Origin of the sequence: Litchfieldia alkalitelluris (assembly GCF_002019645.1) — a bacterium.
Taxonomy (GTDB): Bacteria; Bacillota; Bacilli; order Bacillales; family Bacillaceae_L; genus Litchfieldia; species Litchfieldia alkalitelluris.
On the sequence record NZ_KV917374.1, the window covers coordinates 1,681,946 to 1,708,597 of the forward strand.

The 26,652-nt window shown below is 36.5% G+C and carries 26 protein-coding genes and 1 pseudogene; 24 read left to right on the plus strand and 3 right to left on the minus strand.

Features of this window, described 5'->3' with window-relative positions:
- The first annotated feature begins 484 nt into the window (after positions 1-484).
- On the plus strand, positions 485-1,948 hold the full coding sequence (locus tag BK579_RS07720; RefSeq protein WP_078544637.1) for an NADP-dependent isocitrate dehydrogenase: 1,464 nt from the start codon (positions 485-487) through the stop codon (positions 1,946-1,948).
- 546 nt (positions 1,949-2,494) lie between these two features.
- Here BK579_RS07720 and BK579_RS07725 read toward each other — a convergent pair.
- Complete coding sequence (locus tag BK579_RS07725; RefSeq protein WP_078544638.1) at positions 2,495-2,884, minus strand: nuclear transport factor 2 family protein; 390 nt, start codon at positions 2,882-2,884, stop codon at positions 2,495-2,497.
- A gap of 228 nt (positions 2,885-3,112) precedes the next feature.
- Between BK579_RS07725 and BK579_RS07730 the strand changes: the two genes are divergently transcribed.
- The 15 genes and pseudogenes from BK579_RS07730 (at position 3,113) to BK579_RS25530 (ending at position 13,599) form a co-directional block, all read left to right on the plus strand.
- A complete protein-coding gene (locus BK579_RS07730; protein ID WP_078544639.1) occupies positions 3,113-4,462 on the plus strand; it encodes an MATE family efflux transporter in 1,350 nt (449 codons plus the stop codon).
- 356 nt (positions 4,463-4,818) lie between these two features.
- Complete coding sequence (locus BK579_RS07735; RefSeq protein ID WP_078544640.1) at positions 4,819-5,322, plus strand: hypothetical protein; 504 nt, start codon at positions 4,819-4,821, stop codon at positions 5,320-5,322.
- A gap of 160 nt (positions 5,323-5,482) precedes the next feature.
- The gene (locus BK579_RS07740; RefSeq protein ID WP_235848375.1) at positions 5,483-5,659 is read left to right on the plus strand and encodes a hypothetical protein; all 177 of its coding nucleotides are present in this window, start codon (positions 5,483-5,485) and stop codon (positions 5,657-5,659) included.
- 526 nt (positions 5,660-6,185) lie between these two features.
- Positions 6,186-7,166, plus strand: coding sequence for an aldo/keto reductase (locus BK579_RS07745; RefSeq protein ID WP_078544641.1), 981 nt, complete (start codon positions 6,186-6,188; stop codon positions 7,164-7,166).
- 194 nt (positions 7,167-7,360) lie between these two features.
- The gene (locus tag BK579_RS07750; RefSeq protein WP_235848376.1) at positions 7,361-7,639 is read left to right on the plus strand and encodes a hypothetical protein; all 279 of its coding nucleotides are present in this window, start codon (positions 7,361-7,363) and stop codon (positions 7,637-7,639) included.
- The gene (locus tag BK579_RS07755) at positions 7,636-8,406 is read left to right on the plus strand and encodes an RQC-minor-1 family DNA-binding protein (RefSeq protein WP_078544643.1); all 771 of its coding nucleotides are present in this window, start codon (positions 7,636-7,638) and stop codon (positions 8,404-8,406) included. The genes BK579_RS07750 and BK579_RS07755 overlap by 4 nt, the downstream gene beginning before the upstream one ends.
- 333 nt (positions 8,407-8,739) lie before the next feature.
- A complete protein-coding gene (locus BK579_RS26060; RefSeq protein WP_204524695.1) occupies positions 8,740-8,943 on the plus strand; it encodes a hypothetical protein in 204 nt (67 codons plus the stop codon).
- A 472-nt stretch (positions 8,944-9,415) separates the two neighbouring features.
- Entirely contained in the window at positions 9,416-10,375 is a 960-nt protein-coding gene (locus tag BK579_RS07765) for a calcium/sodium antiporter (RefSeq protein ID WP_078544644.1), read from the plus strand.
- Positions 10,376-10,676: 301 nt separating this feature from the next.
- Positions 10,677-10,826, plus strand: a complete 150-nt coding sequence (locus BK579_RS26320) for a hypothetical protein (protein ID WP_235848377.1) — start codon at positions 10,677-10,679, stop codon at positions 10,824-10,826.
- Positions 10,823-11,029 (plus strand): SRPBCC family protein, encoded by a 207-nt coding sequence (locus BK579_RS26325; protein ID WP_235848560.1) that lies wholly within the window; start codon positions 10,823-10,825, stop codon positions 11,027-11,029. The genes BK579_RS26320 and BK579_RS26325 overlap by 4 nt, the downstream gene beginning before the upstream one ends.
- On the plus strand, positions 10,975-11,148 hold the full coding sequence (locus BK579_RS26330) for an SRPBCC family protein (RefSeq protein WP_235848378.1): 174 nt from the start codon (positions 10,975-10,977) through the stop codon (positions 11,146-11,148). Before BK579_RS26325 ends, BK579_RS26330 begins: the two co-directional genes overlap by 55 nt.
- 346 nt (positions 11,149-11,494) lie before the next feature.
- The gene (locus BK579_RS07775; protein ID WP_078544645.1) at positions 11,495-11,896 is read left to right on the plus strand and encodes a DUF4181 domain-containing protein; all 402 of its coding nucleotides are present in this window, start codon (positions 11,495-11,497) and stop codon (positions 11,894-11,896) included.
- 74 nt (positions 11,897-11,970) lie between these two features.
- A complete protein-coding gene (locus BK579_RS07780; RefSeq protein WP_078544646.1) occupies positions 11,971-12,267 on the plus strand; it encodes a hypothetical protein in 297 nt (98 codons plus the stop codon).
- A 185-nt stretch (positions 12,268-12,452) separates the two neighbouring features.
- A pseudogene (locus BK579_RS26920) lies at positions 12,453-12,920 on the plus strand (SMI1/KNR4 family protein); the annotation flags it as partial.
- Between the two features lie 523 nt (positions 12,921-13,443).
- Positions 13,444-13,599, plus strand: coding sequence for a hypothetical protein (locus BK579_RS25530; RefSeq protein ID WP_169891091.1), 156 nt, complete (start codon positions 13,444-13,446; stop codon positions 13,597-13,599).
- 387 nt (positions 13,600-13,986) lie between these two features.
- Here the strand turns inward: BK579_RS25530 and BK579_RS07790 are convergent, their stop codons facing one another.
- Together BK579_RS07790 and BK579_RS07795 are read right to left on the minus strand one after the other, a co-directional pair.
- Positions 13,987-14,304: a hypothetical protein gene (locus BK579_RS07790; RefSeq protein WP_078544648.1), complete on the minus strand. Its 318-nt coding sequence runs from the start codon at positions 14,302-14,304 to the stop codon at positions 13,987-13,989.
- Positions 14,297-14,608, minus strand: coding sequence for a hypothetical protein (locus BK579_RS07795; protein WP_078544649.1), 312 nt, complete (start codon positions 14,606-14,608; stop codon positions 14,297-14,299). The genes BK579_RS07790 and BK579_RS07795 overlap by 8 nt, the downstream gene beginning before the upstream one ends.
- A gap of 325 nt (positions 14,609-14,933) precedes the next feature.
- On the opposite strand from BK579_RS07795, the gene BK579_RS07800 reads away from it, so the two are divergent.
- From BK579_RS07800 to BK579_RS07835, 8 genes are all read left to right on the plus strand, one after another.
- A complete protein-coding gene (locus BK579_RS07800; protein ID WP_078544650.1) occupies positions 14,934-15,908 on the plus strand; it encodes a sugar ABC transporter substrate-binding protein in 975 nt (324 codons plus the stop codon).
- Positions 15,905-17,371: a sensor histidine kinase gene (locus tag BK579_RS07805; protein WP_078544651.1), complete on the plus strand. Its 1,467-nt coding sequence runs from the start codon at positions 15,905-15,907 to the stop codon at positions 17,369-17,371. The genes BK579_RS07800 and BK579_RS07805 overlap by 4 nt, the downstream gene beginning before the upstream one ends.
- Positions 17,346-18,878, plus strand: coding sequence for a response regulator (locus BK579_RS07810; RefSeq protein ID WP_078544652.1), 1,533 nt, complete (start codon positions 17,346-17,348; stop codon positions 18,876-18,878). The genes BK579_RS07805 and BK579_RS07810 overlap by 26 nt, the downstream gene beginning before the upstream one ends.
- 105 nt (positions 18,879-18,983) lie before the next feature.
- Positions 18,984-20,072, plus strand: coding sequence for a sugar ABC transporter substrate-binding protein (locus tag BK579_RS07815; RefSeq protein ID WP_139365067.1), 1,089 nt, complete (start codon positions 18,984-18,986; stop codon positions 20,070-20,072).
- A 699-nt stretch (positions 20,073-20,771) separates the two neighbouring features.
- Complete coding sequence (locus BK579_RS07820; protein ID WP_078544653.1) at positions 20,772-21,881, plus strand: sugar ABC transporter substrate-binding protein; 1,110 nt, start codon at positions 20,772-20,774, stop codon at positions 21,879-21,881.
- 90 nt (positions 21,882-21,971) lie between these two features.
- Positions 21,972-23,492, plus strand: coding sequence for a sugar ABC transporter ATP-binding protein (locus BK579_RS07825; RefSeq protein ID WP_078544654.1), 1,521 nt, complete (start codon positions 21,972-21,974; stop codon positions 23,490-23,492).
- Positions 23,493-23,505: 13 nt separating this feature from the next.
- Entirely contained in the window at positions 23,506-24,681 is a 1,176-nt protein-coding gene (locus tag BK579_RS07830; RefSeq protein ID WP_078544655.1) for a sugar ABC transporter permease, read from the plus strand.
- Positions 24,682-24,758: 77 nt separating this feature from the next.
- A complete protein-coding gene (locus BK579_RS07835; protein WP_169891092.1) occupies positions 24,759-26,468 on the plus strand; it encodes a methyl-accepting chemotaxis protein in 1,710 nt (569 codons plus the stop codon).
- Positions 26,469-26,652: the final 184 nt, after the last annotated feature.

Below are 26,652 nucleotides of genomic sequence, written 5' to 3' on the forward strand. Positions count from 1 at the left end.
TTCTTTGGAGGATAAAATGATATCATTTTTTCGTTCACTATCAATTAAAACTAAGATGTTTCTTACCTTTGCTAGTGTTTACGTGATTATTATTACAATTATTGCTGTTGCTATATATACAAGCAACGTAAAGGAAATGAGACAGGTAAACTGTCTCCGTTTTGAATTTCTGAGAATGCACCTAGTCATGTGCTTTAAGGTAATACAACCAAGGATAAATTGGTAAAAAGATTAGAATGAAAGACACAAAAAATAACAGGCATAAAACACATTAAATAACGTTAACTTGAAATCGTACCAAAAAGTCTACGTTGCTAATGCAAATGATGGGAGAATTATATTAGAATAGGGTAGAATAGATAGATAAGGGGTTTTTTATATAAGAGTTTTGTAAAAGATGTTGACTGTGCAAATGTCATTGAAGCACTCAAAGTGCTCGATCAAAACAAAACTCTTGAATAGTTAATACGGGAGGAATCGATTCATGACACAAAAACGAAAAATAACTATTGCTAGAGGGGACGGTATTGGCCCTGAAATTATGGATGCCACTCTGAAAATATTGGAACATGCAGGAGCGACAATTGAGCCTGAGTTCATTGATATAGGAGAAAAAGTATTTTTGGCAGGAAATTCTTCGGGGATCCCTGATGAGGCTTGGGAATCACTTAGACGTACTAAAGTATTCTTTAAAGGTCCTATCACAACACCTCAAGGTGGAGGGTATAAAAGTTTAAATGTAACCATTCGGAAAACATTAGGTCTATATGCAAACGTAAGACCAAACGTGTCTTATGCACCGTTTGTTGAGACAAAGCATCCGAATATGGATCTTGTCATTATTCGTGAAAATGAAGAAGACTTATATGCAGGTATTGAACATCAACAAACTCCAGAAGTGGTTCAATGTCTTAAATTAATTACTCGTCCTGGTAGTGAAAAAATCGTTCGTTATGCGTTCGAGTATGCAAGAAAAAACAATCGTAAAAAAGTAACATGCTTTACGAAAGATAACATTATGAAATTAACTGATGGGCTTTTTCATAAAGTATTTAGAGAAGTTGCCGAAGAATACCCAGAAATCGAGACAGAGCATTGGATTATCGATATCGGAATGGCAAAAATTGCAGATACACCTCAAGACTTTGATGTGATTGTAATGCCAAATCTTTATGGCGATATCGCCTCTGACGTAGCTGCACAGATCACCGGAAGTGTTGGACTTGCTGGTTCTGCAAACATTGGCGACCAAGTGGCGATGTTTGAAGCAATCCATGGTAGTGCGCCTGATATAGCAGGAAAAGGAATCGCGAACCCTTCTGGTCTTATTAACGGTGCAATCATGATGTTAGTACATATTGGTCAACCTGAAGTGGCGACAAAAATTCATAATGCATGGCTAAAAACATTAGAAGACGGTGTTCATACAGGAGATATTACTAAGGGTGGTAAATCAGTTGGCACCGTTGAGTTTGCCGATGCGGTTATTGACAGATTAGGTCAAAAACCTTCAACTTATACACCTGTAGAATATAAACAGGTAGAGCCTTCTGAAGAAACAAACTTTACTCTTAATCCAGCAGTAAAGGATCGTCCTAAAGCAGATGTGGTTCGTGAATTAGATGGAGTCGATGTGTTTCTATTTAACAATGAACTTACACCTGATGAAATCGGTCACAAACTAGAAGAACTCTCTGGTCCGGATTTTAAATTAGCTGTAATAACAAATCGCGGAGTGAAAGTATATCCAAATGGTTTCCCGGAAACATTTACAACAGATCACTGGCGTTGCCGCTTCGAATTCAGTGAAACACAAGACGGAAACAGCAACAAAGGAATTGTTGAGCTATTAAACAGAATCAACCAAGCAAATTTAGATTTTATTAAAATTGAAAACCTCTATAAATTTAACGGTGAAAGAGGATATTCTTTAGGTCAGGGTCAATAGGTTTTATTAATGTAATGAGCGGGTTGAAATGATACTGGGTTCCGTTTCCTGTCGTAAAATCCGAATATGAAATAAATTTTTACTGGCTTTTGTATCTGTTTTTGCTATTAAAATAATAAAATGGCTCAGTTCACTTAAACTGAGCCATTTTTTATTGCCTGTTATACTAATGTCCCTTCACTCCACACTCCACTCAATATCTTAACCATAAAGGAGCGGCCCCCCAGTGACCCAGAAGAGGGAATCAGGAATGGTTTGATAAAATAAGCGGAGAAATTTCTCTTATTAAGAAAAATAAACGTCCAATAGCTTAAATAGACGGATAAATTCCGACTATTGACTCAAAAATCGTCAAAATGGATCAATTTACTTTGCTTAACCGGAGAACCTCCGCTTATATACCCCGAATTGAGCTCTATTCAGCCGTTTAACCGGAATATTTCCGCTTATATTTTTTGTAAGGTAATTTTATATCAAATAAGGATGAAATTGTGTTGATACAACAGCCATTTTACACATACAGTTTGGGGTGCATTTGCCATGTTCTTAAAACATCCCCTTTTCATTCGGTGAATTCTCTGGTACAGCTTGTCCTATATCCCATAATTCAACGATGCGGTTATCTTCAAATCGAAAAATATGAACAACAGCGCCGCCTAGGTCATCTGGATGTTGCTTCACATGGGAGTGAACCATAACCGTTTCTCCCTCTTGAATGGCATGCTTTACCTCAAGTACTTTGTTCGGATTTTGGGTAGCATTCTCTTCCATCGCGAGCATCAGAGAGTTTGCATCACCGGGGAAAAAGGGATTATGGTGAAAAAAGCTAGGACTTATGTATTTCTGAAATGCTTCACGAATATTCCCCGATGCGACGAGCTGCAAAAAAGATACGGCTATCTCTTTAGTTGAAAATGAGGTTTGTTCTGTATTCACTTTTGGTCATCCTTTCTATTAGAAATGTTCATTTTTAGATTTCTACTAAAAGCTTAAGTTAAATCCAACTGTGTATCAATTTTTTTATTACCTAACGGTAGTATGGAAGTGAATTCTTAACTTTTTCTCATAGCAGTGGGGGATGGAAAGATTTCCCGAATTCTCTCTAGTCATTCGTAAATTTGATTGTATAATAAAATTAAAAACTTCAGATTAGGGGAAAAAATCATGCTTAAGGATTGGAAAAAAATACTTCTTCTGGCCATTCCATCAATTGCCTCATTTGCTTCCATGACACTCACTGGTACCATCAATCTCATCATGGTAGGGCAACTTGGGGCACTTGCGATTGCCATTGTAGGTGTCTCGAATATCATTATGTATAATGCATGGGCGTTGTTTTCAGGGATTGGTCATACGACGAACTATTTAGTTGCTCAAAACTATGGCTCCAATACGATGAAGCAAGGTGTTGAACGAACATACATAGCCTTCTACCTTTGTGTTTTTGCATGTATTTTCACTTTTCTCGTAGGACTGTTTTTTCCGGAAAGTATTTTTAGAGTCCTGGGTAGTTCTGTTGAAATGATTGAGGAAGGAAGCACATATCTCCAAATAAGATTTTATGCGATGCTATTTTCAATCTTTATATTTGTATTTCATGGTTTTTTTCGTGGCATAGGTGATACAAAAACACCTATGATTAGTTCTGTGGTTGGAAACGTCATTATGATTATTTTAACTTATGGTCTCACGTATGGAAATCTAGGTTTACCAAAACTGGGCTTATTTGGTGCAGGTCTTGCACTGTTAATTGGTGAATTTGTCATCTTTCTTATTTGTGCTTATGTTTATTTTATTAAACTTCACAAAAGCTATGAAACTAGATCAAGAGTGGCATTTAATTATAAAGAATCGAAGCTGATTCTTGGAGAAAGCTCGAAACTGGGGATTCAAGAATTCTCAATGAGTATGGCTATGTTTGTGTTTACCGCGTTTGTCACTAGATTAGGGACAGAAGCTTTGGCAGCAAATGAAGTGGCATTATCGGTGATGAGTCTTGGGTTCATGCCGGCTTTTGCCTTTGGTTCGACCGCGACCATCCTTGTTGGTCAGGAGGTAGGAAGGGGGCAGCCATTCGAAGGTAAAAAGGCTGGTACCAATACAGCGATCATCGGTAGCATCTTTTTATTCATCCTAGGAATCTTGCAATTCTTTTTCGCAGAACCGATTGCCAGGGTGTATACCCATGACCCAGCAGTTTACGAGCTTGCTGCTAGATTAATTATGATTTCAGCTTTTCTTCAATTATTTGATGGACTGTTAAATTTCTACGCTGGGGGACTTAGAGGGATTGGAGATACATCCTTCTTACTGAAAACGTCACTAATCCTCGGGTGGTTATTATTTATTCCCCTTAGCTATCTATTAACCTTTACTTTGGAATTAGCGAGTATAGGTGCATGGATTTCGTTATACACCTATTTAACAGCATTTGGTGTTTGTGTGATGATCCGTTTTTATCGAAGCGATTGGAGTTTGGTAAGAGCAAATGTAGGTGAAACAAGCGAGATTTAAACCTTTTTATTTAATAAAATGAAACGCCTTTTTCCAAGGGCGTTTTTAATTTATTTTATAATCGTAAAAAAATATAGCAACATCTTCTATATTTATTTTCTCAAAATCTATTTAAAATAAATACAAAATAATGTAAAATTTGGATGGATCATCAACTTCTTCATCAACCTCAAATGGCAATTCTACTAGTTAACAACTTCAACAGCTTATCTTTTTCTAAAAAACTTTGATCAACAATTTTTTTAGTTCATCTCAAAAACTTAGTCATATAAATATGTTAGAAGGGAGATTACTCACTTCTGTGCCTTTGTTCACCGAGGAATAGATGATCCTAAGAAAAAATTAGGAGGTTTTATATGGGTCTTGATATGTATCTTGCTTCACTACCAAGGATTGATGGAATGGAATTAAAACAGCTCTATCTGGTTGATCGAAACTTAGCTAAATGGAAAGAAGAAGGGAATGAATTATATCAAAAGGTAAAAGGATTTGTACGCCACTATGAGGAATTTGGCCGGGAGTGGGATAGTATTGTAACTGAAATTGCATATTGGAGAAAGGCAAACTGGCTTCATCATTGGTTTGTTACAAATGTCCAAGAGGGTAACGATGATATGTTCTCTTATGAAGTGAAAAGACACCATATTGCAATTCTTTATAATAATTGTGAAATGATTTTATTAAACAAGGTGAAACCCTATGATGCATTACCTACAATGCCAGGTCCATACTGGGGGAGTACAAGCTACGACTTTTATTATTTTCATGAGATAGAGAGAAGTTACACTATCTTTGAAAACCTCTTAAAACAACCCTCTTTTTTTGACGAAAATATTCTTCTTTATCAAGCCTCTTGGTAAGATTACACATTCTTTCGATGACTACTCAATTAATACTTTGAAAAATTCCAACTTGTAATTATTTTTGCATTTTTATAGCCGAAGAAAGTTTACTATATTATGCATGATTAATTGGAATGAGTTGATATAATTAATAAAGAATTGGGCGGAGGGAAATATGATGGAACAGATCTTAAGTCGAATTTTAATTGAACTAAAAGAGATGAGAACTGACATAGATGGAATGCGTATAGACATCAATGAATTAAAACAAGGACAGATTAGACTAGAAGCTGGTCAAGAAAAAATGCAGAAGGAAATTATCAATAGTATGGTTTATAGACAGACAAAATTGTAGATTATGTTGATGATAAAACTGAAGTGTTAAATAAAAGAGTCTACAAGGCGGAATCTGACATTGAAGGATTAAGTAGACAGTAGAGCTAGATAAATAGGAAGATCTGTGGAATTTGAAATGGAATTTAATTAAATTTTAGCATCTGAAAAAAAAGACTTTGAAATGTTAATCTCTACTTTAAAATAATCACCTTAACACTGTTGTGTTGAGGTGATTTTTCTGTCTTTAATGCTAATAAAGTTGCTTAAATGAAACGGCAAAGTCTCCAGTACTCTTAAATGAAGTGTGTAAAACCTCACTAGCCCCAACTAATAATCAAAAGGGAGCATGAGAACCGTCCCCATGCTTCATGCTTCAAATAATAAAATAAAAAATAAGAAGGATTTTATCCAACAAAAATGGAAATGAAAGATTTAAGAATAGGAAGCGCTGGGACGGTTCTCACGCTTCACCAAAAGATTTAGAGGAAGCACTCAGAACCGTCCCCGTGCTTTTCAAAAATTTAGTAGAAAGTAGGTTTTCAGAAATGGATTATGTGAAATTCGGTAATACAGGCATGGATGTATCCCGCCTTTGTCTTGGATGTATGAGTTTTGGGCAAGCAGAGCGTGGTGGTCATCAGTGGGTACTTGATGAAGAGAAAAGTCGTCCTATTATTAAGAAGGCTCTAGATTATGGGACTAATTTCTTTGATACTGCGAATGTGTATTCTGGTGGGTCGAGTGAGGAAATTGTTGGGCGGGCGTTGAAGGATTATGCAAATCGTGATGAAATCGTTCTTGCGACGAAGGTTCATGGTCGTATGCACGAAGGTCCTAACGGTGCGGGACTTTCTCGAAAAGCGATAATGAGTGAAATTGATAACAGCCTAAAACGACTTGGAACTGATTATGTCGACTTGTATCAAATTCATAGATGGGATTACCAAACGCCGATTGAAGAAACAATGGAAGCACTACATGACGTCGTGAAAGCGGGAAAAGCAAGATACATCGGAGCCTCTTCGATGTACGCATGGCAATTTCTTAAAGCCTTACATATTGCTGAAAAGAATGGTTGGACAAGATTCGTTTCGATGCAAAATCACTTAAATCTCTTATATCGTGAAGAAGAACGCGAGATGTTGCCACTTTGTCGCGCAGAGAAAATTGCTGTGATTCCGTGGAGTCCGATGGCAAGAGGGAAATTGACACGTGACTGGGATACAACAACTGCTCGTACGGAAACAGATGAATTTGGAAAAACTCTTTATGCGCAGGCAGCAGAAGCGGATCGTGCGGTGGTCGAACGAGTTGCACAGCTTGCGGAAAAACGTGGTGTTCCTCGGGCCCAAATAGCTCTCTCATGGGTGCTTCAAAAAGACCCAGTCACCGCACCAATCATTGGAGCGACGAAAATGTCTCATTTGGAAGACGCCGTTGGTGCACTTTCCGTTAAATTAACGGAGGAGGAAGTCGCCTTTCTAGAAGAGCGTTACATTCCGCATGGGGTGCTTGGATTTAACTAGTGGGGAAGCACGGGGACGGTTCTCGTGCTTCATTTCAGCTAATAGAATGGGAGACTTTGTATCATAAACATATAAAATGAACGGGAGAAAAAACTAATCTGCCCTTAATCTTTTTGTCGCCTTTTTTGTGTGGAAATCATGTTTAGATTTTGCTAAAATCTTAAAAAATAGTTTGCCACATAGGAAGATGAATTGTGAGTAAAAGGAAGAAAGATGAGGCTTGGATAGAGGCGAAAAAGAGATGTCGACTAAACGAAGCTGATATTCAAATGGCAAAACAATTAGGCATGACTCCAAAGAGCTTAATTAAAAATATACCCACAAAAGATCAGAAATGGAAAGCTCCTGTGAAATTGTGGGTTCGTGATTTGTATGAGGAAAAATTTGGGAAGGTATTAACCATAACACCAACCTCTAAACAGATAAAGGAAGAGGCTAAAATTCCAGAAGATTGGGATGATCTACCGTTTTGAAAACACCTAATAGAAATCGGTTACCTAATGAAGAAATCAAAGCAATTTTGAGAGCAGCGGATGTAATTATTGCACGAGGAGGCAGAACACTTCTTGCGAAAATCTTAAAAGGGTCACGTGAGAAAAAAGTATTAGAATTGGGACTCGATACATGCCCTGTGTATGGCTATTATAAGTCAGAGAAACTTGACATTATTACCGAAAAAATTGATTGGATGATTGATTTTGATTTTCTTGATATTGAGTATAGTGGTAAGTTACCCATGATTGTATTCACAGAGCGAGGCTGGCAAATTGAATCTGATCAATTGACAGATGAACTTCTTAGTGAATGGCAGGAGTGGGTAAATCAGGGTAAACTTGACCAAGATATGAGTTATCTAAAGGATCGGAATCGACAAATGATTTTATTATTGCTTGAAAAAGTGAAAGAATCAGGAAATCCAGCATTCATTCCTTATTTAATGTTATGGGAAAAAATCGAATATAAGAAGGTAAAAGAAGCGATTCGAACGACCATAAAAGCATTAGAGAATCGTGAACCTGTTGATGAACAACTTATTCAGGTAAGAGCAGAATCGATCAATGAAGCTTTAAATGGATTAGCACCATCAGATTTTCCTTTAAAATGCTGGGTATGTGGTAAACGATTTACATTTACAGTAGGTGAACAGAAATTTTTTAAGCAAAAAGGATTTCAGCTACCAAAGACCTGTAAGAAGTGTCGTGAGAAGGAAGCGGAGGGACGGTTCTCACGCTTCCTATAGAAGGATGAAGACAAGTCATCGAACACCTCAAAAGCAAGGCGTTTTGCTAGAAGGTCTTCAGTAACATTTGTGCAGATGGTCCCAAAAGTTCCAGTCACAGCACTGTTCATTAGTGCATCTAAGACCCCGTAAAGGTGCACTGCTATTAATAAGCGGATCGTAGTGCATGTATTTATATAACAAAAAACACTTTACCCTATTGTGCTAAGGTGTTTGTCTCCTATGATAGGGACGGTCTTAATATCGATACTGGTGCAGGAGAAGTCGTCCAGCCCTTCCTAAAAGGAAGCACGAGAACCGTCCCCCTGCTTCTTTCTTGTTATTGCCATTCCAATGTTGATCGGATATTTCCAGACGATGGCTTATACACCAAGTATTGAAGATTCCTATGACAATGTATATTTGCTAGATAGTAGTGTCTCGTTTGGTGTAGCTTCTAATACAAGCGTATCAGCCTTATTGGCTTTCACATTTTTGGCCGGAGTGGTTTTTTATATGGTCGGAAAGCGACTATTGGTGAAAGTGTTTGTGAAATAAAGGGTGTAAAACTATATGACACTATTCCTATTAGCTGTTTCACCTGAGGGGAATTAAGCGGAAATCATCACTTATAGTGAGTTGAAAAATTAAGTTCTTAAACTAACGATTAGGGCTATGTAAATTGGGGTATAAGAAGTGTGTAAATGTGAGAAACATTGCAAGGATTTTTAGAAATTAAGATTTCTGATCAGGAATATTATGACAACATCATTCGGTTTATTATTCTGGCAATATTAGATGTGGAGAATATGAATATAATCAGTTTTTAGTAAAGAAAATGGACCTATTAAACTTTATCATTTATGAAGAATATGTGATTGATCATAAAAGGGAAATTCAACATTCTTTTGCAATAACTAATTAAGACGAGATCCCAACAGAGAAAGCGTGTTTGAATTTAGCTCCCTGGTTATACTAAATAAATGTATATTGCAAAGGTATTTATGAAATTTCTTAAAGGAGTGAACACATGACCTACCTTATATTGCTTATAGGATTTGCTCTATTAATTAAGGGGGCTGACTATTTTGTGGAAGGAGCCTCGAAGATAGCACAAACTTTGAGGGTTTCTCCAATGTTAATCGGCTTGACAATCGTAGCCTTTGGTACGAGCGCACCGGAAGCATCGGTCAGCTTTATTGCTGCTTTTGAAGGAAACAGCGATGTTGCAGTTGGAAATGTCGTTGGAAGCAATATCTTTAATGCAACGTTTATTTTAGGAGTGACGGCGCTTGTATTTCCATTAGCTGTTCAAAGCGATACAATAAGAAAAGAAATCCCCTTCGCTTTGCTAGCAGCCATTTCACTTCTAATCCTCATTAGTGATGTCCAACTTCAATACTCAGAACTAAATCTTATTACGAGAACCGAGGGTATCCTTTTGCTACTTTTCTTTGCCGTATTTCTTTACTATGTTTTTGAGATGGCAAGGAATAATCGTGATCAGATAAACGCTGAGAATCCTGCTATTGTGGTGAATCCATCGTGGATGAAAAACATTCTATTTACAGTCGGTGGCCTAGTTGGGATTGTTTTTGGAGGATATCTTGTTGTCGAAAATAGTATCCAAATTGCTCTCTCGCTTGGGATGAGTGAAACTCTAGTTGGTTTGACTATAGTAGCTGTGGGAACATCACTTCCTGAGTTGGTCACTTCTGTAACAGCAGCTATGAAGAAACAAACTGAGATCGCTTTAGGTAATATTGTTGGTAGTAATATCTTCAATATCTTCTTCATTTTAGGGGCATCAGCAACTATCCACCCATTAGCTGTGGATCCAAAAATATTTCTTGATATGTGGGTTATGATTGTTGTGACAATCCTATTACTTATAATTTCAAGAACCAATCACAAAATTTCAAGAATTGAGGGTACTATATTAGCAATCATCTATATCGTTTACCTGGTTTTTATTATTTTCCGAAATTAAGTTTGATTGTAGAAAGCTGCTAAAAGCAAGATTAGATTCATTTTTTAAGATAAAAACAGACAGAGAAAATTGCTGTCTGTTTTTATTGTTTTAGTCTAAAACTAGTTCTTTTCGCAGAGTCATCTAGTGTGTTTGCGCAATATTAGTTAATAAGATACTGTTAAATAAGCCGTAATTTTTTTCAACAAATGATTGTTTATGTTAATTGTTTTAAAAGTAATTCACCATAAATAATAATTATGTTTCACAAAGTTGCTAAAGTCATCAAGAGCACCGATAAACGATAAAGGAGGTAACATTGATGAGTAACTATGGCAGTCTCCATGAAGAAGATGGAAGACAAGTGTTAGTTTTTGAACGGAAATATCCATTTAGTCCTGAAAAAGTATCTCGTTTATATCGGATCCAGAACAGTTTACTCAGTGGTATCCATTTGCAACTGGGGAGATAGATCTTCGTGTTGGTGGCAAGATAAAGTTCGATGATGGTGAAGGGGCCATTTATGAGGCAGTGATTACCGAATTTAATCGTCCATATTCCTTTGTGTTTCGGGAAGTTAATGATTTGTTAGAGATGCGCATAGATGTAGTGGATGAAGGGTGCACCTTGAACTTTGTCATACGTTTGATGATCGAGAAATGGCGATATATATAGCTGCAGGTTGGCATAGGTGCTTGGATGTTCTCGATCAATTGATCCATGGACGTATAATAGAATGGAAAGAAAATGCACCTGAACTACGTGAATATTACAAGAAACCTTTGGATAAATAAATTGGGTTTTAGTTGTAAATTACATACGTGGAAGTCGAATGCGGAATAAGTAATGCGATCAACAATAGTTGGTCGTTTATTTGTTTTTGTAATTTCATGATTAGTGTTAAAAAATAAAAAAAGTGGCATTTTTAAGAGAGGAATTTAGAAATGAAACTTATTAAGTTGAAAAACGTATAGTTAAACAAGGAACTGTGGGTGATGATTACCATGGTCTATTACTGTTATTTTGTTGATTTTAGGTGCTTATCTTACAAATTATATCCCAATATCTAAAACATGATTGATTATTAAACAAACGGGTCCTTGTAGCAGTTTAACAAAGTTATATTAGAGGAGGGAACAGATGGTCATTTCAAAACTCTTATTATTTGGAGCACTGTTTTTTTGTTTAAAATTTTTATTGAATGTGGCATTTATAAAGATATTCAAGGTGGAAAAAGCGCCTTATCATAAGGAGTTTGTTAGCAAGAAACACAAAATCATTAATATAATTGTAGCTACTATCGTCATTCCAGTACTTGTACTCTTTTATTACTTTCAGCATGTAGGAATTATTTCACAGATGTTATTACTAGGACTCTGTTTTTTACTTGCAGCTATACCTTCAGTAATCGAATCAATCTTTTGGTGGAAGGATGATCCTAAATCTAGGTATTACGTATTGTGTGTCGGGGAAGCACTATTATTTACTATTTTTGGAGTCATTATATGGCAGTTTGGCATATTTGGTCTAACAACCATTTGAGTAGAAAATGAACTATGTAGTTTATTCTGAAGTCGTATAGTTATTATACATTGAAAAATGGGAGGGATAGCAGTTTGGCGATTAATCCACAAACGTCTCAAAATGTTGAAATAGTGACAAAAAAGGAAATTACAATAAGAACTGTGTTAAATATATATGGAGTTTTTGCTGTTATAGGATTAATACTATCAATCTTTACAGCTCCTATTACGTTAAGTGAAAATATGAATCTTTATTTTAACGAGGAAATAATGATGGGAGAAAAAACGATAAAGGATTTCTTAGTATTTATTATTAGTTCTGCTGTTGTTTACTTTAGCTTCGTAAACCTCTATTACAAATTTTTAATAGATAGCTTGTTGAAAAATTAAATTGGTTTAACGGAGGTAAGCCATGTGAAGTCGGTTAAGATCCATGAGTATGAATTAGAAATATAAAGTGCAGATGAAACGTTGATATTAAATAAACTGGTGCTTCCTTTTAACAATAAACTTTAAGAATCGGGTGCGCTACCCACATAAATTGGTGTAATAGGAACAGATTAAGGGAGGACTTTATTATGAATAGTATTTGGCAAAAAGATAATGAGTATGGCAAATTGGAGCCGTTATCAGATGAGGCTGTAAAAATTGCGGAAGAAACTTTAAACATTAAATTGCCTATTTCCTACATAAATATCTTAAAACAACAAAATGGTGGTTATATAAAATTTAATGCTCATCCCACAGATGTACCAACGTCATGGGCGGATAACCATGTAAATGTTGATCACTTATTTGGTATAGGATTAGGTAAGGAAAAAGGCATTTTAGATAGTGAATATCTAATTAAAGAATGGGGTCTACCAAAGAACGTTGTAATACTCGCTGGGGACGGACATTCCTGGATCGCACTTGATTATAGGAAAAGGAAAGCAGAACCTTCTGTTATTTATATTGATGTTGAAGAAAATCAAGTAATTAGATTAGCAAAGAGTTTTGAAGAATTTATTAACGGACTTGTTGTTTATAATGAAGAAGAGGAAACCAATTTGTTTAATACTGTCCTGTCCGAAAAAGAGATCAAAGATTACTACACTAAAATAGATGATGTGATAAGCAAGGGGACACCAAAAGAAATTGACCGTTTATTCACAAAGATCCTTTCAACTGATAACGAATTGCTACGATATATGGTTGAAAAGATGAGGCATCATGAAAAGCCAAAAGTTCATTTTAATCTACTTCTATATTTATCATGCTGTGCGGAAGGCGACAATAAAGGGGACTTAGAAGATGAATATCTATTTGAGGTTTTGCAGGAGCTTTCTAAGAGTAAAAAAAAGGATGTAAAAGAATTTGCGTTATTTTCTTTAGAACAACTGCAAAACAGACTTCAGAAGTAAATTCTTTAACTGTCTGTTTTGGTGAACAGAAATCCTACTATCCATTTTAAGCAATCCAATAAAGGACGCATTTCTCTAGGAAACGCGTCTGTTTTATTTTAAGGAACATATAATTAGAAAGTTTTCTGTTAAACTTTAAGTTTAATAGAGGAGGAATGTTTCTATGAAAGAAGAAGTAAAGATACCTTGTGGAATGGTTGTCGTTTGTTTGTTAGTCATTTTAGTGTGTAAAATAAACATCACTCTTAAAGAGCACGAGCAAAAAGAGGCTTTGCTAGATAAAAATATGGTTATCTATTGTAAATCACAAACAATTTAAGATTAATATTTTATTAATAAGGTAGAAACTCAACTAGGGAGGGAAATTAAATGGACTTTGTTATTGCAATTATGTTAATCGGCTTTGTTGTATTAGTTCCTACGACAATGTCAATCGACGGTAAACTAAAGAGGATAACAGCAAAATAAAGAAATAATCGGTTGTTAAAAAAGTCAAAAAGTCATTAGAGAAGGATAGTCGCACCTGTTGGCATGACTATGTGAAAAATTACATTTAAAATAACGCTGTAGCTTTTAATTAGAGCAAACGGAAAAAAGCTTGCGGTTAGAAAATTCCCTCAAGCTTTTTGTGCTATTTACTTCGTAATGGAAGCTCTACAAGTTGACGGGCTGCTTCCTCTTAAGTAATGCCTCTACCCGAATTGGTCTATATGCGAAATTCCCGTTCATACGTTTTCTGCAATAAATATCGTTGTAGACCTTTTGATTGTAACACCGCATTTTTTGCATAATGTTTGGCGTTTGGTAAGTTGTTCAGTTTCCTAGCATGTTCGGCTAATAAGGCATCCTTCATCCACTTTGTTGATAATTTTTCCATTAAATCAACGGCACCATCTAAATCGCCTTCTTCTAATAGAATGTAAGATTGATAGTATAAGCGATAAGTTAGTGGTTTGATTTGATTGATAAATAATTTTGCCTCGTCAATATCCTTGAAATACAATGCTTGGACGACCTTATACATCGCTCGACGTGACTCTTGTTTGTGTTTTTTTTAAAAGCAAATCTGTTATAGCCTTCACATCTTCATCGATTTCGTTAGCTAAAGCATAAATCATATAAAAGTTAGGATTTCTTTTATTCTTTAATAAAAATCGCTCGAGTTTATCGATCTTTGTTTCATAAACAACGGTATGAAGAATCAGATAAAAGACAATGGCTAATATAATGAGAAAGACAAGAACGTTTATAAATACATTGTCGATGTTAAAATGTTGTAATGCGAAAAAACTAATAAAACTGATGATAAATGCAATAATGTATCTCAAATTGACAACCTCCATGTAATATATTAACTTTGTAAATCTAAAAAATTTAGGATAAAGTAAATTAATCGCTCTCATAAACTCTTTTTATTCATACGTTTAATCCTAACAGGAAGTTTCACTTATTATATCTTTGTTTGAATTGATGAGGTAAAAAGAACCAGATAAATCTTCTAATCACTTTTGTGTATAGAATCGATAGTGATTTACTTTAAAAGGAAGCACGAGAACCGTCCCCCTGCTTCTGATTCTGTCATTTGCGAGTCCCTCATTTATTTCCCTTTCTGCTATAATGTAAAATAGTTTATTAAGATAAAGGAGTTACCCCATGAGAAAAGTCGTTACGATTGTAACCGTTGCCATATGTATGTTCCTTTTTTATAATACGTTGCAGTCAGCATTAACAGTATTTAATGATGATTGGCAGCTGCCGGCGAAATCTACCGGAGAGCTTATTGATAACCGAATCGTTTTAATTACTCAAGAGTTGGACACGCCTTTTTGGGATAAAGTGAGTGCAGGAGCGAGGCAGCAGGCCGAGAAGGATGGTGCAAGGCTTGAGGTATGGGGAAGCTACGGTAATCAGGAAGATTTTCTAAAGCAAATAGAAATCGCGATTTATTCACAAGTAGATGGAATCATCGTGCAAGGACTTGACACAAGTGGATTTAAAGAACTCACAAAGGTTACGGCAGCTTCCTATGGAATACCTGTTTTAACGGTTGCGAATGATGTGCCGATGGCTGAAAGTTTACGCAGAACGTACGTGGGTTCAAACCAGTATCTAGCAGGAAAACTGATCGCCGAGCAGCTTGTAAAGGATATGGGAGAATCGGGCGAAGTTGTACTGATGCTTGATAGTAAGCAGGAGTATTACCAAACGCAACGATTAAAGGGAATTCAAGACTTTCTTTCCGATTATCCAAACGTGACGTTAATTGAAGCAGAAACGGAAGATACAAGAGAACAAGTCATCGCGACAACAAAGGATCTATTAAATCGAATGCCAAATGTAGATTCATTTATTACCGTTAATGCCAAGTTTTCCGATGATCTTATTGAAGAAATAGATAGACGCTCAAACTCTGAAACGTATCATATTTATTCGTTTGATGACGATCTTGCATCAGTAACCCTACTAAAACAAGGGAAAATAGATGGAATCATTCAACAGTCTCCAGAAATGATGGGAACACTCAGCGTGGAATTAATGATGAATTGGTTAAACGGAGAGATTTTGCCGCTTAATTTGGATGGCTATCTTACAGACATACAAATGGTAAAACAGGTGGACGAACAATGAATAGTATACAAAAGAAAATCTGGGGACTTGCGATTATTGTTGTGTTGATCATGGCGATAACGTGGGTTTCACTCATTTACTATAACCAAAAGATGCTTGATCAATATAATGATATTCTCGAACGATATTTAATCATGAATGAAATATCAAGGAAAAGTCAGCAGACCGTAACAGCGTTGAATAACTATTTGTTGATTCCATCGATTGAGAACTTTGAAGTGATTGATGAGAACAAAAAGCAAATTCAAAAAATGAAACAGGAAGTTACTTCATTTAAAAATGTAGAAAACGAATTAGCTTTAACGAATTATGTGAATTTGATGGATAGTCTTGTTGATACAGTAGAACGATCAATGTTTTTCCAAACAGAAGAAGAAACCGAATACTCGAGGACAGCGTTTAAAGAAGCAACTCATATATCCAACTTTATATCAGAAAGAACACTAACATTAATTGATTTAGAGCTACGAACGTATGATGTATTTTATCGAGGAATAATGAATCAGTCAGAAGATTTGAAGCAGCTTGGATTTTGGTTACTGTTGTTAATCACATTTTTGCTTTTATTGTTTACTTATTGGTTCTCTCTTCGAATTACAAAACCTGTCGAAAAGCTAACACGTGCAGCGAACGAGCTTTCCAAAGGACGGTTTGATTTAAAAATCGAAGTGGATTCTCATGATGAAATTGCATTTTTAGCAAAAATGTTTGATCGAATGCGGGTGAACATTAATAATTTGATTTCAGAGATTCAGCATAAAGCACAGCTAGAAAAAGAGCTACAGCAAAACAAGCTTCTTTTAAAAGAAAGTCAGCTGCGTAACCTTCAAAGTCAAATAAACCCACATTTTTTGTTTAATACGTTAAATACACTTTCGAAAAAGGCGTATATGGAAGGGTCAGAAGAAACGAGTGATCTTCTTGTAAGTGTTGCTGGTTTGTTAAGGTATAATTTAAAGCATTTGGATAAGCCGATGACATTATCTGATGAAGTGAACGTGTTGAAACAATATATTGATATTCAAAAATCAAGATACACCGATCGACTCCATTTTGTTACTGAGATCGATGAATCATGCCTTACCATTGATATTCCAGGTCTGACGTTGCAACCTCTTGTTGAAAATGCTGTGATTTATGCGGTTGAACCACAAGAAGAAGGGGGAACGATTTGGTTTCGGATCAAAGATAACGGCAGCCGGGTAACTATCGAAGTAGAAGACAATGGTCCCGGTATGAGAGAAGAAAAAATTCAAGAGATTTTAGAGGGGCAGGAAGACACCGCTAGCGGGCACGCCACCGGAATTGGCTTAAGTAATGTGGTGAAACGCCTTCGCCTTTTCTATGGAAGTGAAGACGTGATGAATATTGAAAGTACAAAAGGTAGTGGAACGAAAGTGATGATCCATCTTTTAAAGGATAGGGGGCTTGAGAAGGTTGATAAAAATACTAATCGTGGATGATGAACAAGTGGAACGTGACGGGCTACAGACTATTTTGGAAAAACACTTTTCTAATATTATCATTCAACAAGCAAAAAACGGAAGAATCGCTTTAGAGATTGCAGGCGAATACAAACCAGACTTAGTGTTCATGGATATTCAAATGCCAGGTATGACTGGACTTGAAGCAATTAAGAAAATGCAATCAGATAATCCCTTTATTAAATTTATATTAGTAACTGCTTTTGCACAGTTTGATTACGCAAAGATTGCGATGCAGCTAGGTGTTGTTAACTATTTAGTGAAACCTAGTCGGGTGAAGGAGATTGTTGAAGCTGTTGAAGCGATACTCTCACAGATTATGGAGGAGCAAAGAATAGTAGAAGCGAATAAACAGCAAGAAAATACACTGCAAAAAGCAATGTCCTTGTTTGAAACGGATGTTGTAACCCAGCTGTTATTTGATCACGTTCATGAAGTCCACTTGGTAGAGTTAATGGAGCTGTTAGATATACAAGCAACAGACGAAAAATTTGTCGTTAGTTTGATCGTGCCAAAAGGATTTGAAACCTACTATTCAGCAGTAAAAGAAAAAGTGAATAGAACAGGTAGTGCGTTGGTTGGTGCTTTATATGGACGTCAATTACCAATTATCGTGTTTCGCAAGCAAGAGCAATCGTTCCGAACGCAGGCTACATTGCTAGCTAGAGAAATATTGACCTTAGCCAAGAAAGATGGAGATAAGGGATGGTTTATTGGGATTGGTAATGTATATAACACACTAGGACAAATTAGGCAGTCATACCAAGAATCGCTGATTGCGACGAGAGATACAACCACTCCGGGCAAATTTCGGTTTTATGCCGATCTGCCTGCAATTGCACCGAACATAGACGAGCAAAAGAAGAAGGAAAATGAACAGCTGTACTTTGAACGAATCCGGAACGGAGAATGGGAGAAAATCCTCCAAGAACTATCCTTCATTATTGATCGGTTAGAACAAGAAGGAACAGTTTTACAGCAAGCTAAACAACGAATAATGGAGCTGTTTTGGATTGCCACCCGCGTTTTAAGTGAGATGGGGGTAGATTCAGATGTCCCATTATATTCATTTCAATCAACTGATTTCAGACAACTGCGCGCAGAGACACGTCAGCTGCTAGAAAGGATGAGAAAGTCTCACGAGGATCATTCCGCTGAACTTGAAGCAGATACAATTCAACAAATAAAACAATACATTATTGAACATGCCCATGAAGATATCTCTTTAGATACGATAGGAAGAGAAGTAGGCTTGAGTCCAATTTACATTAGTAAAATTTTCAAAGAGCAGCTTGGCATTAATTATATTGACTTTTTAACTGACTGTCGCATAGAAAGAGCGAAGAAATTAATGCGAGACCCAGCTAGAAGCTTAAAGGAAATTACGTTTGAAGTTGGCTATCATGATCCGAATTATTTTAGTAAAGTATTTAAAAAGATTTGTAATGTCTCTCCAAAAGAGTATCGGAAAAACCTACTTTCTTAAGGGGTGTATTCAAGGTCTATAAAAATCACTATGAACGATGGAGAGTGCATCTTTTCATGTTGTTTTATGTAACACAACAAAAGAGCCTAATAAGGAGAGAGATGAATGAGAAGGTTATGTCCCTTATTCAATATAGGAATGGTGCTCATTTTAATCGTACTTCTCACGGCGTGTACGGAAAAAAAAAGCCAGAGAAGCGAAACTGAGACACCATCAAAGACAGGAACTAACGAGGAAAATGAAGAACAAATGACGGACGAACCCCTTAAAATTGGCTTTGCGATGGATACATTAACAGAGGAACGATGGTTAAAAGATCGAGATTTCTTCGAAGAATCGATCAGGAAGTTAGGTGCAGAAGTTGAGGTAATGGCTTCGCATGGTGACGATGCTTTACAGATTTGGCAGGCGGAAACGATGATTAGTAAAGGTATTGATGTACTAGTTATTGTTCCACATAATGCAGAATCAACTGCCGCTATTGTCAAAAAAGCACATTCTGCTGGGATAAGGGTATTATCCTATGATCGTCTCGTGAAAAATGCAGAAGTTGATATGTATGTTTCTTATGATAATGAGCAGGTTGGTGTTCTTCAAGCAGAGGCAATTACAGGCATGGTCCCCAAAGGAAAGTATGTTTATATTGGTGGAGCGGAGACGGATAATAATGCACATATTCTCAAAAAAGGTGTCTTTAAGATACTACAGCCACTAATTGATCAAGGTGATATCACTGTTGTGTTTGATCAGTGGACGAAGGACTGGATGCCAATACATGCAAAAGAAAATATGCTACTTGCGTTAGACGCTAACAATAACGATATTGATGCAGTCATTGCTGCTAATGATGCAACGGCTGGTGCAGTGGTGGAAGCGTTAAAGGAACGAGGACTTGAAGGGAAAATTCCTGTTGCCGGTCAAGATGCAGAGCTTGCTGCAGTTCAGCGTATTGTCCAAGGTACACAGACAATGACTGTGTACAAGCCGATAAGAGAGCTATCTGAGTTAGCGGCTGAGCTAGCGATTAAGCTAGCAAAGGGTGAAAAAGTTGGGGATGTAATGAAAGTAAACAACGGAAAGATGGAAGTACCTTCGATTCTGCTAACACCCGTTGTCGTGAATCAATCAAATATAGAAGAAACAATCCTTGCAGATCACTTCCATAAGAGAGAAGATGTTTATTTGGATGAGTAGTTAAGGTGTCCGCCAGCTACTCGCCAAAACATCGCCTTCTGCTTAATACTAAATAATTGCTAAGCCTAAGTACACCTACTTGTGTATTTAGGCTTTTTTAAAAGATAAAAGCATGAAATTTAATTTTTCGCGTAGGTATAGGAACTCATAGGCGGAGAAATTCCGGTTAATGTATCTAGTAGGGGCTTAAGAAGCAGATATAAGCGGACAAATTCCTGTTAACGTCTCTAATATATGACTAAATCTAAAGATTAGGTTCATATAAGCGGAAAAATCCTGTTATTTTTAGGGAAATGTTGATATTTCCCAATTTAAGCGGAATTTTTCCGTTTAAATTCAACCACAGTGAAATCAACATGAAAGGACACATCCATTTAAAAAGAAAGAAAAAGTAACTCAACTCCTAGAGTGTGATGGAGAAATGTACCCTTTCTATTACAAAAATAGCATAGGGTACAAATAATCGGACTTTCACTCACTAAAAAAATTGCCCGGGATTTGCCCGGTTTTTCTTAGTTGCACAAGCATTAACGGTTTCTTACTAGTTTTTTATGAACTAGTCTTTTTTTTTTGCAAAGTTGAAAAAGTACAGGTGAATAACAAAATAGTACTATTAGTAAGCGTTTCCACTCTCTAACTCTACTGATATAGTTAACTTGTAAGCATTTACAAAAACATTTTCGAGAGGGGTTCTATAAAATGAAAAAAGGATTTAAATTTTTTGGTGTTTTAGTAACAGCACTTATGATGACTTTTATTGCAGCTTGTGGTAATGGAGGTAGCGGTTCAAGTGAAGTTAGCGTTGGAATCGTATTACCAACAAAGGATGAGCCAAGATGGGTTCAAGATGAAGCAAGATTTAAAGCAGCACTAGAAGATTCTGAATATACAACTGAAATCTTATTTAGCCAAGGTTCTTCTGCAAAAGAAAAAGAGAACGTAGAAACGTTAATTAGTAAAGGGATCGATGTGTTAATCATTGCACCTCATGATGGTCCAGCAGCTGGTTCTGCAGTAGAAGCAGCGAAAAAAGAAGGCATTAAAGTTATTTCTTACGATCGTTTAATCACTGATACAGACGCAGTTGATTATTATGTAACATTTGACAGCATCGCTGTTGGTCAAGCACAAGGTCAATATTTAGTTGATAATGCACAAGGTTCTGGCGTACCACTTTACTTATTCGCTGGTGCATCTTCTGATAACAACGCATTCTTATTCTTTGAAGGTGCTTGGAGTGTTCTTCAACCAAAAATTGCTGATGGTACATTTGTAATCGCTAACTCTAGTGAAGCTGAAGCATTAAAAGATAAAGCAACGTTAACTCGTGATGAAATGGGTAAAATCTTAGGTCAGGTTACAACGAACTGGGATCCAAACGAAGCAAAAAACAAAGCACAAACAAACTTAACAGCTGCAGCTGCTGATGCTAAAGGTGATGTAGCAATTCTTGCTCCAAACGATGGTACTGCACGTTCAATCGCTGATGTATTCGGATCTGATAGTGCAATAACTAGCTATGTGATCACTGGTCAAGATGCTGAAAAAGCTTCGATTCAATATATCATTGATGGCAAACAATCGATGACAGTATTCAAAGATGTTCGTACGTTAGTTGAAGATGCAATGGGAATGGCTGTTACAATCTTAGATGGTAACACTCCAGAAACGACTGGAACTTACAATAACGGTGCAACAGATGTAAAAGCAAAACAAACAGATGTAATCGTAGTCAATAAAGACAATGTGAAAGCAGAATTAGTTGACTCAGGATATTATGATGCAAGTGAATTTACAGGATTAGAATAATAGAAAAGTAGAATAAGTGGAATGAGTGTTAGCACAACGTCTAACGCTCATTCCTCAATTGTAAAGTTGTCTTGTTAAGGAGGCAGAACGATGAGCGATTATATTTTAGAGATGAACCAAATATCAAAAGAATTTACAGGTGTGAAGGCGCTCTCTAATGTCAATTTTAAAGTTGAAAGAGGAGAAATCCACTTCTTAGTAGGAGAAAATGGTGCAGGTAAGTCGACATTAATGAAAGTGCTAAGCGGTGTTTATCCGTATGGAGCGTATTCAGGAGATATTGTTTATAATGGGCAAGTTCAACAGTTTAACAAAATCACTGACAGTGTAGATGTAGGAATTGCCATTATTTACCAAGAACTAGCGATGTTTCCAGATCTTTCCGTTTATGAAAATATATTTGTAGGTAATGAGATTCAAAATGGCGGCGTGATGAACTGGAACAAAGCGATTGTTGAAGCGAAAAAAATGTTAGATAAAGTAGGCTTAAAAGTAAACCCCGAATCATTAATTAAAGATTTAGGAGTAGGGAAACAGCAGTTAATCGAAATTGCAAAAGCGTTAAGTAAAGAAGTAAAGCTACTGATTTTAGACGAACCAACTGCAGCACTTAACGAAGATGATAGTGCCAACTTGCTGGAACTACTTCTCGAATTAAAAAAGCAAGGAATCACCTCAATTATGATTTCCCACAAATTAAAAGAAGTAACCGCGATTGCAGATAAAGCAACCGTACTCCGTGACGGGCAAACGATTTGTACATTAGATGGCTCAAAAGGCGAAATTACAGAAGAGGCCATTATTAAAAACATGGTTGGTCGTGAAATCGAGGATATTTATCCAAAACGACCGAAAAAAGACTTTGGTGAAAATGTCCTTGAATTATCCAATTGGACAGCTTACGACCCACAGCTTGGACGAAATGTTGCCAATGATGTCAATCTTCATGTGAAACAAGGAGAAATTGTTGGGATAGCAGGATTAATGGGCTCTGGGCGTACCGAGCTAGCATTAAGTATCTTTGGAAATGCAGCAAAATACAAGATTCAAGGCGATTTATTTATAAAAGGGCAAGCGGCAAAATTAAAACATCCAAGTGAAGCAATAAAAGCAGGAATCGCTTATGTAACCGAAGATCGTAAAGGTGACGGATTATTTTTACAACAAGATATAAAAAGTAATATATCTATTGGGAATTTAAATAATATCTCACCAAAAGGTGTTGTTAATGAAAATGAGGAGATTGTTATTGCGCAAGGATATAGAGAGTCTTTAACAATTAAAACACCATCATTACAACAGCTTGTTGGAAACTTAAGTGGTGGAAATCAACAAAAAGTTTCTTTAGGGAAATGGTTATTTGTTGGTCCAAAACTATTAATTTTAGATGAACCGACACGAGGTATTGATGTTGGGGCGAAATTTGAAATTTATACGGTTATGAATGAACTGATCAATAAAGGTATGAGTATTATTATGATTTCATCAGAGCTTGGTGAAGTTCTGGGTATGAGCGATCGCGTATATGTAATGGCTGAAGGCGAGATCAAAGGTGAGTTGTCTTCAGAGGAAGCAAATCAAGAAAAGATTATGGAACTTGCGACGCAATAGGAGGTAAATACGTATGAAATATATTAACGAACTAAAAGGGCTTGTAAAGCATAATATACGTGATTATGGGATGTATATCGCATTATTTGTTATTATGATCACATTTCAAATCCTTACAAACGGACTATTCATGTCCTCACGAAATATTAGTAACTTACTAGATTCTGCAGGTTATATTGCTGTCCTAGCTGTCGGTGTGATGCTTGTCATTGTCATCCGACATATTGACTTATCGATTGGATTTTTAGCTGGTTTTCTTGGAGCAATAGCAGCAATTCTCCTCATGCAGTTCGGAATGCCAGTATATATCGTCATTCCAATTATTCTAGTTCTCGGTATGTGTGCTGGAGGAATTACGGGTGTATTAGTAGCAAAAGTGGGAATTCCTGCTTTCGTTGCCACATTAGCTGGATGGCTTATCTATCGTGGTGCAATCCTGATGGCAACAGAAAAAACGGGTACGATTATTGTAGATAATGATGCATTTAATGCAATTGGTAACGGATATATCCCGTCAATTGCTCAAGTAGGTGGATTACATTTATTATCCTTACTTGTTGGTTTAGTTGGAATTTTGTTTTACATTTATAGTGCAATTTCTAGTCGTAAAAACAAAATTAAATATGAATTTGATGTAGTATCAAAGCCGATTTTTATTTTACAATTATTATTCGTTTCAGGAATTATGGCGTATGTAACTTGGCTTCTTGCAGGCTACAATGGGTTCTCTTGGACTGTGATTATTATTCTTCTAGTTGTTCTAGTTTACCACTTTATTACAACGAAGACAGTTCTTGGACGTCATATATATGCAGTGGGTAGTAACCCTGAAGCAGCCCATCTTACAGGTATTAACGTAAGCAAAATTACCTTCATTGTGTTTGGTTCAATGGGTATGCTTTCCGCATTATCTGGTATTTTATTCACAGCACGCTTACAATCAGCTACAACAACAGCTGGAACGTTATTTGAACTTGATGCTATCGCTGCGGCCTTCGTTGGTGGAGTATCTGCAGCTGGTGGGGTTGGTAAAGTAACCGGAGCTGTAATTGGTGCTATTGTTATGGCGACATTAACAAATGGAATGAATTTATTAGGTGTAGGTATTGCTCCTCAATATATGATTCGTGGTGGAGTACTAGCAGCAGCCGTTATCTTTGACGTAATGACACGTAAACAAAGAGCTTAATAGTAATGGTGGGGATTGGCCCCTTGTCCATGAGGGACAAGGGGCTATTCCTGTATCTCTTTATAGAAGGTGAGTATATGAAAAACAAAGTATTTCAGCAGTTTAAGATAAAGTCAATCCGAACAAAAATTTTACTAGGATTTTCAATGGTCATCCTACTCACTGTAGGATTTGGTACATATAACTTTATTTCTTCTCAATCGATTAACTCACATGCGAAAGATATGATTACCCATCAAATCCCTTTATTAATTGCCGATGAAACATTAGGTCAAAATATGGCAGATCGTATTGGAAGTGCAAGGGGATTTGTGTTAACAGGAAAACAAGAGTATATCGATCAATTTAATACATCTTCAGATAAAAGCAGAAAGGTAGAGGAAACTGCTCTTCAAATTAGTGACTCGGAAGATTTTAAACAATTGGTAGCAAGAAGTGTAGAGTGGGAACAACGTGTGAGAGAAGAAGTTTTTGCAGTATATGAAAGTGGAAATGAGGCAGTAGCGCAGGACAACCTAGAAGGTCCTTTACGGATAGAGGCTCAAGAAATCATGAGCGGTTATCGATATTTAATCAATAATCGTGAAAAGCTTATTGATCGTGCAGGTGAAAATTTACTGAAAAATAATGATTCCAATATGGTTGTTGGAATAACAATCTCTGGTGTTGTTGCAGTTCTAGGTATTGCCATTGCCATTATGATGTCGACAATCATTTCTAAACCGATTCAAACGGTTACATATCGAATGGGCATACTTGCAGAAGGAGATTTAAGTCAAGAACCACTAGTGACAAAATCTGGTGATGAAATTGGCCGATTATTTACAGCGACAAACAAAATGAATGAAAATATTAAAGGATTAGTGAGCGAAATTCGAACTGTTTCGGGTACAGTATCAGCACAAAGTGAAGAACTAACACAAGCTGCTACTGAAGTGAAAGAAGGAAGTTCTCAAGTTGCCATAACGATGCAGGATTTGTCCTCAGGTGCTGAAGTGCAAGCCGATACGGCAAGTGAATTATCTTCTTCGATGCAAGAATTCGCAGACAAAATAAATGATGCGAGTAAAACCGGAAAAGAAGTTTACCATTCTTCTCAAACTGTGATTAGAATGACAGAAAAGGGAAGCGAACTGATGACGTCTTCTATTCAACAAATGGCCACAATTCATTCAATAGTAGAAGATGCGACAAATAAAGTAAAGTTACTGGACAAGCAGTCAGAAGAAATTTCTAAACTAGTTGGAGTCATTCAGAGCATTGCTGAACAAACAAATCTATTAGCCTTAAATGCTGCCATTGAAGCAGCAAGAGCAGGAGAACATGGAAGAGGCTTTTCAGTGGTAGCAAGCGAAGTAAGAAAGCTAGCAGAGCAAGTGTCATTCTCTGTTGCTGATATTACCGAGATCGTTGGTAAGATTCAATCTGATTCGAATCTTGTGGCAAAATCCTTACAAACTGGCTATCAAGAAGTTGAAAATGGAACAGAGCAAATTAAAACGACTGGAGAAATGTTTGAGAAAATCAATCAAGCTCTCTTAGAAATGACTAGAGGAGTACAAGTCATTTCAGAGAGTCTTAGCACCATTGAAAACAGCAGTGATGAAATCAATAAATCAATCGAAGATATCGCAGCAGTCTCGGAGCAATCTGCAGCAGGAATCCAACAAACAGCTGCATCTGTGCAACAAACGAGTAGCTCAATGGAAGGCGTTGCTGGTAATGCCGCTCAATTAAACAAATTAGCGGAAAACTTAAATCAACAGGTTGGTAGGTTTAAGATGTAAGGAAGATGATAACAGGGTTCTCTCCTATTAGGGGGAGAGCTTTTTTAGTTCAGACAATAATTCTTTATGATCGTATTGGCTAATCCATTAATCTATGATTTTTCTTAAAATAGATATGAAGGACAATGCAGAAAGGTGTCGAATAGTTAAAAATAAAGGATTACAAAATTTAACGGTTAGCAAG